The sequence below is a fragment of the Pelagicoccus albus genome, from assembly GCF_014230145.1.
Taxonomy (GTDB): domain Bacteria; phylum Verrucomicrobiota; class Verrucomicrobiia; order Opitutales; family Opitutaceae; genus Pelagicoccus; species Pelagicoccus albus.
In genome coordinates, this window is sequence record NZ_JACHVC010000008.1 from 1 (window position 1) to 12,961 (window position 12,961).

Consider the following 12,961-nt stretch of genomic DNA (forward strand, 5'->3'; position numbering starts at 1 on the left):
AAAAAGGCTATTACGCAGGGTGGCGCCTTGGGAGTGATGTCCTCGTACAACGACTACGACGGAATTCCGGTCCAAGCGAGCAAGCTCTTCCTACAGGATATTTTAAGAGATGAATGGGGCTTCGAGGGCTATGTGGTCTCGGACAGCGGAGCGGTAGAGTTCCTCTATGAAAAGCACAGAGTGGCGGCCACTCCGAAGGAAGCGATACGTCTTTCGGTCGAAGCTGGATTGAACATCCGCACTCACTTCACGCAACCGGAAGAGTATGCGGAGCCATTGGCTGAGCTGGTGGAAGAAGGTCGCCTCTCTATGGATACGATCGATTCGCGAGTGTCCGATATTCTTCGGGTGAAGTTCCGATTGGGATTGTTTGACGATCCATATGAAACCAAGTCGATCGATACCGACTTGGTGGTGCGTTCTGAGGAGAATCTAGCGATTTCCCATCAGGCTTCCCGTGAATCGATTATTCTTTTGAAGAACGAGGGCGAGCTGCTGCCGCTGGAAGGTGACTATCAGAAGATTCTCGTTACTGGTCCGATGGCGGACGATCAGCGGGCGTGGTGGAGCCGCTACGGCGCTCAGCGTCTCGACTACGTCACTCCATTGGAGGGCATTCGCTCCGCGTTGGATGGCAAAGTGGAGATCGTATATGTCAAAGGCGTAGAAGCGGCGGATGAGAATTGGCCCCTGAGCGATATCTATAAAGAGGCTGCCTCCGCTGAGGTACAAGCCGGCATCGACGCTGCCGTGGCAGCTGCAAAGGATGTGGACGTGATCATCGCTTGCGTTGGGGAAACGGATGCTCAATGCCGCGAGTCGCAAAGCCGCATCAGCCTTGATTTGCCGGGTTACCAGAACGAGCTCTTGCAGGCCCTGAAGGCAGCAGGCAAGCCGATCGTTCTCGTTTTTTCCAATGGTCGTCCTCTCAGCGCTCAATACGCTATCCGTAACTTCCCATCTATCGTTGAAATGTGGTTCCCAGGGGAAGATGGGGGAGAGGCCCTGGCTGACGTATTGTTTGGCAACTACAATCCGGCGGGACGTTTACCAGTCACTGTCGCTCAATCCGTGGGGCAGCTGCCGTTGAATTTTCCGAGCAAACCCGGTTCTCAAGATGTGGACTACGGGCAGGTCAACGGATCGCTGTTCTCTTTTGGACATGGCCTGAGCTACACGAAGTTCAAATACGAAGGTTTGTCTTTAAGCGATGATGAGATCACCGCTGGCGATGAAGTCACCGTCGAACTAAGCGTCAAGAACGTTGGCGATCGCGATGGAGACGAGGTTGTGCAGCTGTATTTGAGAGACGATTACAGCAGCGCTACAACCTATGACCAACGTCTCGTCGGCTTTAAGCGAGTACATATCCGAAAGGGCGAAACGGCTAAGGTCGAGTTTACCCTCTCGAAGGAGCACATGGAATTTTACAAGACCGGAGAGGGCTGGCTGATCGAGCCAGGTGGGTTCACGGTTTGGGTGGGCGCTTCGTCGTCCGATCTGCGACTTCGCAGTCATTTTTCTGTGACCGACGAAAATGGAGAGGTGCCCGAGGAGCATGAGATCCAGGAGGAATGGGTCGATCCTATCTAATTTGGGTTATATTAGTGTGTTAATCACTACTTGATGCCAGCGGTGGGGTAGCCGCTGGCATCTCACATTTAGGAAGCTGGTTAGGAGTGTTGAAGATGATGGTTAGAAAAGGGGCGAGTACGAACGAGTGCGGGGTTGAATTAGCGTTGATTGGCAAAACCAGACCGATTTTAGGGAGGGGCTGGGTTGTTCTTCTTTTTGCAGTATTCTGTTCATGTTTGGTATCTGCGAATCAACGCCAAGTTTTGAATTTCAATTCCAATTGGCTTCTAGGGGTTGGAGATTTTGAAGGGGCGCAGGAAGAAGGTTTCGACGATTCCAACTTCGAGGCAGTGACTCTGCCGCACGCTTGGAATGAAGACGATGCCTTCCGATTGGATATCCATAATCATCGTACTGGAATTGCATGGTATAGGAAACAGTTCGTGCTCCCGGAGCAATCCGAGGAAGGGAAGGTATACATCGAGTTTGAAGGAGCGCGCCAGTTGGCTGAGGTCTGGATCAACGGAAACCGAGTCGGGGGCCATGAGAACGGAGTCATGGCGTTTGGTTTCGATATCACACGTTTCGTCCGGTCCTATCCGGAGACAAATGTGATCTCAGTTCGCACCGATAACGCTTGGGATACCAAGGAGTTCGTTTCTGGGCAGGGGTTTCAGTGGTCGGATCAGAATTTCAATGCTAACTATGGCGGACTTCCTAAGAACGTTAAGCTTCACCTGACTGGAATTCTGCATCAGACATTACCTCTGTATTCGAGTCTAGGGTACACTGGTGTCTATGTTTACCCGAGCGACATCAAATTGGAGCAGGGGACTGCGGTTATAAATGTCGAGTCGGAGGTCGTTTTCGAACCAAGGCGCAATCAAGCGTTTGAGTTCGAGGTGGAAATCTTTGACCGCGATGGCAAGTCGGTTTCAGTCTTTTCAGGGGGAGAATTTGTTGCCCCGCAGCGTGGTCGAGTTGTAGCTAAGGCCTCGTCTCGCGTAGATGGGCTGAACTTTTGGAGTTGGGGCTATGGATATCTTTATAATGTCGTGACTCGGCTCAAAGTCGATGGTGAAGTAGTTGACGAAGTCAGGACTAAAACCGGATTCCGGAAAATGGAGTTTCGCGACGGAATGGTCCTCTTGAACGAACGGCCGATCCATGTGAAAGGTTACGCTCAGCGAAGCTCGAATGAGTGGCCAGCGCTTGGCTTGTCTGTTCCCCCTTGGCTTAGCGATTACTCCAATGGTCTGATGGTTGAGAGCGGAGCAAACATGGTTCGCTGGATGCACGTCACGCCGTGGAAGCAAGATGTGGAATCCTGTGACCGCGTTGGCTTGATGCAGATGTTGCCTGCTGGAGATTCGGAGCGTGATGCGGTAGGTAGAAAGTGGTTACAACGTCTCGAGCTGATGCGTGACGCGATCGTCTATAATCGCAATAACCCGAGCGTTGCGGTTTACGAAGGTGGAAACAACGATATCAGCGAAGAGCATATGCGTGAGCTTCGTCTCATAAAGGACCAGTTCGATCCGCATGGAGGTAGAGCGATCGGTAGTCGAAACATGTTAGGTTCCGAAGAGGCCGAATATGGGGGGGAGATGCTCTATATCAACAAGAGTGCCGGCATTCCGTATTGGCAAACCGAGTACTCGCGAGATGAAGGGCTGCGCAAATATTGGGATGAACTTTCGCCTCCGTACCACAAAGATGGAGACGGACCTCTGTACAAGGGAAGTTCTACTGCTTCATACAACAGGAATCAGGATTCGCACGCTATTGAAAACGTCGTCCGTTGGTACGACTACTGGAAAGAGCGTCCGGGAACAGGGAATCGTGTCAATGGCGGTGGCCTCAATATCGTCTTCTCCGACACCAATACCCACTATCGAGGCGCGGAGAATTATCGCAGAAGCGGCGAGGTCGATCCTATGCGGATCCCGAAGGATGGCTTTTATGCCCACCAAGTCATGTGGAATGGTTGGGTCGATCCCGCCACTCCGAAGGCTCACATCATTGGGCACTGGAATTACGAAAAGGGAACCGTTAAGGATGTTTATGTGGTTTCCAACTCCGACCAGGTCGAGCTTATGGTAAATGGTAAGTCGCTCGGAGAGGGAGAACAAAGTAGCAGGTTTTTGTTTACCTTTAAGGATGTCGCATGGGAAAGCGGAACGATCGAAGCCCTGGGGAAGGATTCTCAAGGAGCGGTTGTTTGCCGAGCAAAACACGAAACCGCAGGAAAGCCGTACGCCTTGCGTCTGTCTCAAATTGGTCCCGCTGAGCTGAAGGCGGACGGTGCGGATGTGTTGCTTGCCGAGGTAGAGGTAGTTGATAAGCAAGGACGTCGAAACCCGATTGCCTTGAACGAAGTCGATTTTTCTCTCGATGGACCGGCTGAGTGGAAGGGTGGCATCGCTCAAGGGCCGGATAATTATATCCTTTCTAAGAAATTGCCGGTCGAGTGCGGTGTGAATCGGGTGCTTGTTCGAACTTTGACCGAAGCTGGCGAGATCAAGCTTACCGCGAAGTCTAAGGGGCTGAAGTCAGCGTCGATCACTGTGGATTCCTTACCATTCGAAAGCGCTAATGGATACAGCGATCGTTTTCCTGACGAGAACCTTAAAGGTAGTCTCGCTCACGGCCCAACTCCAAGTGGAGCTTCGATCACCATGACTCGGGTTCCTGCAGAAGTGGTGAAATCCAGCTCTGATTCCGAATCTGATTCTGCCTTCGCTCATGACGACAACGAAGCGACGGCCTGGATAGGAAACGACGCCATCGAGTTTACCTTTGGCCGCGAGGTAACCTTGACTGAGCTTACTATGAAGGTCGGTGGTTTCCGCGCTCGTAGCTATCCTATTAGGATTATGGTCGATGAGACGGAGGTCTTTTTCGGAGCGACCGAACGAAGCCTCGGTTACATAACTCTGGATTTAAAGCCCATTAAGGGTTGGACTTTGAAGATCGTTCCTCTCGCGGGTGGGGAAGCTCGAGATGCTTTCGGAGACATCACGGAGCTCGTCGACCAGGGAAATGCGACTACGGGTGAAGAGAACGTAGGCGATCGGGAGCTTTCGATCATCGAAATCGAGTTTTACGAATCAATGCCCAATGAGCAGGCGTTTGACCTCTACCTCCTGATGGGGCAATCCAATATGGCGGGGCGGGACCTGACAGGCTTGCCCAACCAGACCACAAGTGGGCAAGTTCTAGCCTATGGATATGACGGAGAGTGGCTTGTCGCCAAGGATCCAATACATAAGCAGACAGGCAGGATTAAGCCTGGAGTAGGTCCCGGAATCGCTTTCGCTCAAGCGATGCAGGCAGCCCATGCGGATACGACGATAGGTGTCGTGCCTTGTGCTGTAGGTGGATCTCCCTTGAGGCGTTGGGTAAAAGGTGGCGATCTTTACGAGGAAACCCTGTTGCGTGCTCGGGAAGCGATGGCCTATGGCAATCTCAAGGGTGTGATTTGGCACCAAGGAGAGTCGGATTCTGATTCTCAGAAGGAAGCGGAAACTTATGAAACGCGGCTAAGGCAAATGATCGCAGACTTGCGAGAGGATCTTCAGGCTCCGGATTTGCCGGTAGTGGTCGGTCAACTTGGTGGCTTCTTGTTACCTGAGAAGCAACCATTCTCCGGAGCCGTTAATCAAGCGATACGCAATATCGACCTAAGTGTATCGCATGTTGGATACGCCTCATCGGTCGGACTGAGCCACAAAGGGGACGATTTGCATTTTGATGCGGCTTCTTCCCGAAAGCTCGGGGAGCGGTTCGCGGTCGCCATGCAAGAGCTTCAAGCTCAAGCCGACGACCCTGATGTTTCGGTCCGTCAGGTTGATGCGGACCGCGTCGTTCCTCTCTGGCCAGAAGGGCAGATGCCGGGCGTTTCGCCCGAAGGCGATGAAGAGGATTTACCTTGGCGAGGCGATCGGGTGCAACGGATTACCAATACAGGTGTTCCAGCTATTTCGCTCTATTTGGCTTCTTCCGGAGATTCAACTGCACCTACTTTTATCGTATGCCCAGGAGGTGGGTACAGTTACCTTGCTTACAACAAGGAAGGAGTAGAAACTGCCGCCTGGTTGAACAGTTTGGGCTTAAATGCTGCGATCTTGAAATATCGCACTCCAAATAATCGGGAAGGGGCCTTTCAAGATGTGCAGCGGGCGGTGAGGCTTCTGCGATCAAATGCAGATGCTTTGGGACTTGATGAAGCGAGTATTGGCGTAATTGGATTTTCCGCAGGAGGTCATTTGAGCGCGCGAGCTAGCGCTCTTCATGGAAGGAATTCCTATGAGGCGATAGATGAGGTAGACGAGTTTAGTTCTCGCCCGGATTTTACTATCCTAGTGTATCCGGCATATTTAGACAATCGGGACGGAGCGATTTCGGAAGACTTTACTCAGCTGGATGACGTCCCGCCAACTTTGATTGTTCATTCTGAGGACGATGAGAGCTTTGTTTTGGGTTCAAAGCTCTATGATGCTGAACTCACAAAAGCTGGGTCGGCGCACGAATATATTCTGTATCAAACGGGTGGACACGGGTTCGGGCTTCGCAGCGATCGACAAGCCAAGGTATGGCCTCAAGACGCTGAGGATTGGATGCGCAAAATTGGAATTCTGCAGAATTCCGAGACCGAATAGAATTTGTATGAAGTTAATAACGATCAAGAAAAAGCACGTCTTGGCATTGTTGGCGTTTGGCGTTTTGGGAACTCTTACGCGCAGCGATGATCTTTACTCTGCGGAGGCAGAGGTTGAATGGCTGGAAGGGGTGCCCGAGGAAGGCATCTCTGGTGGTACTTGGGGAGTGCCGTGGCCAATTGGAACGCTTTCATCCGCCAGTGCTTTGGGAGTCTTAGACGAGAAGGGTAACTCGGTATCTAGCCAGACCTGGCCACTCGCTTATTGGCCAGATGGCTCGTTGAAGTGGACCGCCCATGCCATTGCGGCAAGTGATAACGTGGCTCAGTCTTACAAGGTTGTATCGGGGAAGGCCCACGCTCCTGAAAAGGTAGTCTTGGTGCGCGAAGATAGTGAAACGGTTTCCGTCGAAACCGAATTAGCCAAGTTCACTTTTAATCGAACCGGCGAGTCTCTGATTCGTAGCATTGAACGTTCAGGAAAAGTGGTTGCCCATAATGGGCGTTTGATCGCCCTTAGCCGTGATTCTGCGGAGATGCGCGGGACGTGGGCGGAAACTAGCTACGCTTCCAAAATTGAGGCAGTTGTTGTCGAACAGTCTGGACCGATTCGAGCTGTCATCAAAGTCGAAGGCAGCCATGCAAATGACGCTCGAGAATGGCTGCCTTTTGTTGTCCGGTTCTATGTCTATGCTGGATCCGATACGATGCGTATTATGCATAGTTTTATCTATGATGGGGATGAATACGCCGACTTTGTTAGTGGAATGGGGCTACGATTCGAAGTCCCCATGGGCGATCCCCTGTATGATCGCCATGTTCGTTTCGTTGGCGAGGGTGATGGACTGTTTGCTGAAGCGATCAAGGGGATCACTGGCCTGAGGCGGGATCCTGGCGATGCTGCACGTGAAGCTCAGATAGCAGGTCGCTCGACTCCACCATTGGAAACTTGGGACCAGCGGGTTGTGAACGGCTTGCCGTACGTACCAGCTTGGGGCGACTATTCCCTGAGCCAACTGTCCTCGGAAGGATTCCGTATCCAGAAAAGAACACAGGAAGGGCACGCTTGGATTGATTCCGCGACCGGACATCGTTCCGGCGGCGTTGGTTACGTTGGCGGAGCTTTACAAGGCGGGGTTTCCTTCGGTATGCGGGACTTTTGGCAGAGCCATCCAAGCCAGATGGATGTGCGAAATGCTGAGAGCGATACGGCTGAGGTGACACTTTGGATATGGTCGCCAGTAGCTCAGCCGATGGACTTTCGATTTTTCCACGACGGAATGGGGATGGATACCTACCCAAAGCAAATCGATGGATTGAACATCACCTATGAGGATTACGAGGATGGATACGCGACTCCTTACGGGATCGCTCGAACTTCAGAATTTTATCTGAAAGCGGAGGACGTCACTCCAAGTCGAGAGTCTTTAGTTAGCTTTGCCGACCAGGTGCGTCTTCCAGCGCAATTGACCGTAGGTCCGGAACACATTTTGGCGAGCGGTGTTTTTGGCGCTCAGTGGAGTTTGCCAAAGCGAGACACCAAAATCACGCAATGGTTGGAAGATCGTTTGGAGTTCAAGCTCGATGCTTATGTGGCTGAAGTTGACAAGCGAGATTGGTATGGGTTCTGGCATTACGGAGATGTTATGCACACCTACGATACCGACCGCCATGTCTGGCGTTATGACGTAGGTGGCTTCGGTTGGGATAATGCTGAACTGTCTCCTCCTATTTGGCTTTGGCTGAGCTATTTTCGTACTGGAAGAGCGGATGTCTTCCGATTTGCCGAAGCCATGTGTCGTCATAATTGCGACGTGGATACTTATCACCTAGGGAGATTTAGGGGGCTAGGCACGCGTCATGGAGTCCAGCATTGGGGAGATAGTTCCAAGCAGACACGGATTAGTACCGCTAGCTATTTCCGGCACTACTATTATCTGACGGCGGACGAGCGTACGGGAGATCTCCTTAGAGATTCTCTCTTTGGAATCGAAGCGGAGAAGAAAATTAACGTGGGCCGGAAGGTCGGAGGGAAGACGGAGTTGCAGCCGCTACCACCAATCGAAGCTCCGGAGCCCGGTGGCGAAGTCGTCATCAGCGGCTTGGGAATCGGAAACTTCATGGCTTCATGGATAACTGAAGCTGAACGCACGAATGATCCAGTATGGCATGATCGAATCTTGAAGGTTATGAAGGGTCTTTCGGAGCATCCATACGGATTTTTTGGTACCAGTGTTCTCAATATTGATACTGGAGAGATCTCTCCGCTCGAGGGTGGTAAGCCTGTGCAGAGTCATCTGCGCTCTTGCTTTGGGCTCCCCGAGATCAGTCTGGAGCTAATCCGAACTTATGGAGAAAAGGTTCCAGAATACGCCGATAGATGGGCGGAATATGGCCGACTCTATAATGGTACTGCAGAAGAGCAGAAGGAAGTTCTCGGTATTTCGTTCCGCAATGCGAACTTGCGTGATTCCCATAGTCGACATACGGCTTATGCCGCTTTGCACCTTAAGGATCCGAGTCTCGCGAAAAGGGCATGGAAAGAGCTCTTGAAACGTTATGATGAGGAATCTCAAGCAGTGCCTGACGCTCTAAGCCTGAAAGGTCCTGAGGTCTTGAATCCAATCGATGAATACGTATTAGGAACAAATGGCTCGCAATGGGAAATTGCGGCTCTGGAGTGTCTCGCTTTTCTGCGTGAATGGACGCCGGAAAATTGGGACGATGTAAAGTAGTTCTCAAAGGTTGGAAGCAAGCTGAGCTCTTCCTCAGCAAAATACGGGCCCCGCATCAAGCGGGGCCTCTTTTTTTGCTCTAAGTATGTAGGTTGAACGGGCTGAAGCCAGCGAGCCGTTTGATTGGCTTCCATAAGTGCTCGAAGATTAATTTCCGCTCTCGTTTTCCCGCTCCACTATATCCTTGAAGCGGATTCTATCGCCTAACCGTGATGTAATTTGGAGTGCCGCTTCATGCCATGCGGTTAGAAACCACTCGTTTGTAGGCTGATCTTGGGGATCGCTCTGTCGAGATCTTTGGACTGCGCTACCCGTTTTAAAAAACTGAGCCTCCATCTTTCGATGGAGGCTGTTTTTGAGTTAATCTATTCGGCGAATTCTTAGAACTCGAAAGTGGTGGTGAAGAAGAATTCTCTTGAGTCTACTATTCGATAAGCGCTGGCAGACCCGTCTGGGTTGACGCCAACTGCTTGGAGGCCGCCATCTTCGAATAGGTCTCGAACATTGAACTGGAATTTGACGTCCACTTTATCGCTGAATGCTTTCATGCGATAGGATGCCCAAAAATCCACATGGTATTGGGAGTCGTCATACACCGGGCTGTCAGCATCTAGCTGACGTACTATCCCATCGCTGTCTGGCTCACCTCCGAGGTATCCGATTGCCGCTTCATCTTCCCAGCGGAGGCTGCCACCGATACCGAAGTTCTTAAGTGGACCATCTTCGAAGGCGTAGTTGGTTATCACGTTCCAGCGCCATTCGCGTTGCGATGGCGACACTTTACCTTCTAGTTTCTTTTGCAGTGCCATATTCGCATCTACGTTGATATTAAACCACAGTTCTGGAGTACGGGTAGATGCTCCGCCAATTCCTGCGATACGGCGGATCTGGTCTGGCGCGGTGAGGTTGTCGTAAGTCCAGAAGTCTTGGTAGCCTTCTGGCATGGCGTCTGAGTGTGCAGCCATCCAGATAGGCAGGCGGACGGCCTTCCAGCGATCGTATTGTTCTGCTATGTTGTCATAGACGGTTTCCTGCTGGGCGACGTTGAACTTGATATTCCAGTTGTTGCGGGGGTTGTAGGCTAGGTTTAGCTCCATCCCTTTGGCTTTGACGTCTGAAGTTCCCACTACATTGGAGCGGTAGTCGTTAAAGTTGTCTGGTAGCTGAGTTATTTCTTTAACGCGGGCGTCTGCTGCGGCTCCGGTTAGGCCTTCGTAGCGAGCTGCCAACACGGCCCAATCGTAGAAGGCGTCGTTGTCGTAGTAACCCATGCGCCAGATGAATGTGCCAGTCGGACCTGCGCGTGAGTCGCGCTGGGTCGTCTCAAACCAATTCAGGCGGGCGTAGAGTTTGCCATCTGGAGATTCGAAAGATACTCCGTAGTCTTTGCCTTCACCGGTTGGCAGTGGAAGAAAGCTTCCGTCGTTGATATCGTATGCGACACCGGCTGGCTGGAAATTGTCTGACTTGTTATAGTGGAGAAACATCCAATCGAGGGGTTTGGCGACTATCCCTACGGAGCTGGTGTTACCCGATACTTCTTGCCAATCTCCCCATGAGGTACCGAGGTCGCTTGGGTTTGCTCTGCCTGTGGCGGGATCGACGCTTAAGCCAGAGGTTGACCGACCTCTGTTCGTGTCCTTACGCCATCCAAGGGTTGTTATTATCTTATCCTCTAGGAGATAGTTTTGCATGACAATGGCTTCCGAATCTATCTCACGTTGTCCGATAGAGGAAACGAAATGAAGCTCTCGTGTCGTATCCACCGGTTCGTTACTCCAAGTCCAATCGGTGTACGGGCTTTCGTCTGTCGCTCCGCTGGCCGCGACTCCGCGGTAAAGAGGGTATGAGAGACTCCCATTGCGGACTACACCTGGGTCGTACTGGATGGTGGATCCGCTATCGCTAAGGTAGAAACGACGGTAGATTGCTCCTCCCGTGCCTTGGGATAGGTTGGAGTCGTTGACCCACTCGTTGTCTGAGGTGACCATGCTGCGCCAGCGGTAGTAGCCATCTTCCACCTTTCGACTGGATGCGAGTCCGAGGAGGCGGTGGTGGCCCAGCCACTTCAACTTGTCGTCTCGATGGGTGAAATCGAGCTCGTAGGCAAGGGTCGCTCTGAGGTTCTCGTTTGTTTCCCACTGGTCCATGTCGTCCGGTTCACGTATTTCGATGAATGTCCGTCCAAAGTAGGGGTTGATTGATCCATCAAGACGATGGGTGTTCGGATCCACTTGTATAGTGGCCCCGGTTTGCTGGGATATGTACTTTGAGTTGTCGGAGGTGAAATCTTCGAAGTAGTATCCGGCATTAAAGTACAGATTTGGGAGGATTGTTTGGTCAAACTCTATGCCATAGGTGTCTGCAGCATCTTCGCCGACGTTTCCTGATATGACATTGATCGATTCCCAATCGTAGATGGAATTGTCGGTTATCCCTGGCGCGACCCAGAGTGGCCCCTCTTGGTCGAAACCGCTTACTAGCGTCCGGTACGGGGTTGATCCTCCGTCAACGCGGCTCGGATCCGTCGTAAGCCTACGCATGGTGAAGGCTTCAAGGTTTCCTTGGTTGTAGAGATAGATGGGACCGTTTGCATATTCGTCCCAAAGAACGGAGGGGAGACCCTCGTTTGTGTCGTATGGACCAGAAGTTGTACCGTCGACCGTAACTGTTCTTTCTACAGGATTCCAAGCTGGAGATCCTGCCTCTAGCCATGGTGTTACCAAATCTCTTGGGGTTACGTTATTGGGCCTTCGGTTTTCGTTTTCGTAGCGTTCGTAGAAGGCTTTGATGTTAGTCTTTTCTAAAGGGCGATAACTGAGGTTTAAATAGTATCGATCAGTACGGTCGTAGGAAGGTTTGCGTTCGAAACCCTTCTCGTCGTGTACGCCTGCTATGAATACAGCGAGCTTGTTGTCGACCAGATTACGATTTGCGTTGAAGCTAGCTCGGATGGCTCCGTGATTTCCGACTCTGATTTGAGCTTGGTTTGAATTCCCTCCAATGTTTGCGTATGCAAGCGATTGGTTCATTATGCCAGCCGCGTTTCCTAGGCCGAAAAGGATGGAGTTAGGGCCTCGGTTGATTTCGAAGGTAGCGGTGTTGTAGGCATCGAATGGGATTCTGGAGATGCTTGGAAAGTAGTTCCTCGCGGTTTCCGCTGGGCCGATGCCTCGTACGCGGTTGGCGGTCTGAGGGGAATTTGCTGCCGTGTCTTGCACGCCGCCATTCTTGTCCAGTGAATAGTCGGTGTAGTTTCCTGTTCCTTCGGTGTTGGCCTCGTAGAGGAATACATCGTTGATGTCTACGGATGCGGTATCTTCGAGCTGTTGTGCTCCTACGATTGAGATCGAGGCAGCTAGGTCTGAGACTTTGCTGTTTAAGCGACTACCAGCGAGTGTGTTTTCCGAATGGTAGCCGACATCGTTTTCAGAGGCTTGTACTTCGAAGGGGGAAAGTTCGAAGACTTGATCCTCATCGGTGGACGGTGCCGTTTGGGCGGCGGCGTTTTGGGAAACCCCAAGGATGCCCATCATAATGGAGACGAACATCCGGGATTTCTTGTTCTTATTGGGGGATTGAGTATTCATGTTAGGACTATTTTCAGGTTTGGTTGCGACTCCATTGCCTAGACTGTTATCCGGGTTGACCGCCCGGATCGCGAAGATGCGGTTCCGGTGGGTCTGTATGGTTTCCAGTCCAGTGTTCTCTAACATGGCCTCCAGCGCTTCTAGGGTAGTGAATCTACCTTCGATTGCGTTGGTTTTTGTTCCTTGTACCGCCTCGTCTGAATACATGATTTGAGCGTCCCCTTGGGCTGCAAGCATCCGAAGGGTCTTTATCGCGTCTCCCGACGGGAGTCGCCAATCTTGCTTCTCGCTAGCGTTAGCGAGTTGTATTCGCGGAGCTAGGACGCAGCAAAGCGTAACGATCACAGTGATCGCTACACTGCGTAGTTGCGAATGCCATAGCATCAGAGGGGTATAAGGAA

3 protein-coding genes and 2 pseudogenes are annotated in these 12,961 nt (G+C 51.7%); 4 read left to right on the forward strand and 1 reads right to left on the reverse strand.

The window, feature by feature from the left end; translation table 11 throughout:
• The 4 genes and pseudogenes from H5P27_RS08615 to H5P27_RS08625 all read left to right on the forward strand — a co-directional run.
• On the forward strand, positions 1 to 1,593 hold a 1,593-nt coding region (locus tag H5P27_RS08615), incomplete at its 5' end, for a glycoside hydrolase family 3 C-terminal domain-containing protein (RefSeq protein WP_185659999.1).
• 98 nt (positions 1,594 to 1,691) lie between these two features.
• A pseudogene (locus tag H5P27_RS20210) lies at positions 1,692 to 4,331 on the forward strand (glycoside hydrolase family 2 protein); the annotation flags it as partial.
• A 387-nt stretch (positions 4,332 to 4,718) separates the two neighbouring features.
• Positions 4,719 to 6,236, forward strand: a pseudogene (locus H5P27_RS20215) (sialate O-acetylesterase); the annotation flags it as partial.
• Between the two features lie 7 nt (positions 6,237 to 6,243).
• A complete protein-coding gene (locus H5P27_RS08625; protein WP_185660001.1) occupies positions 6,244 to 8,970 on the forward strand; it encodes an exo-rhamnogalacturonan lyase family protein in 2,727 nt (908 codons plus the stop codon).
• Positions 8,971 to 9,350: 380 nt separating this feature from the next.
• On the opposite strand, the gene H5P27_RS08630 is transcribed toward H5P27_RS08625, so the two are convergent.
• Positions 9,351 to 12,944, reverse strand: coding sequence for a hypothetical protein (locus H5P27_RS08630; protein WP_185660002.1), 3,594 nt, complete (start codon positions 12,942 to 12,944; stop codon positions 9,351 to 9,353).
• Positions 12,945 to 12,961 lie beyond the last annotated feature (17 nt).

Bases quoted from the DNA above. Each gene is read 5' to 3' on its own strand.
- H5P27_RS08625 (WP_185660001.1), top strand. From the start codon at position 6,244: ATGAAGTTAATAACGATCAAGAAAAAGCACGTCTTGGCATTGTTGGCG.
- H5P27_RS08630 (WP_185660002.1), bottom strand. From the start codon at position 12,944: ATGCTATGGCATTCGCAACTACGCAGTGTAGCGATCACTGTGATCGTT.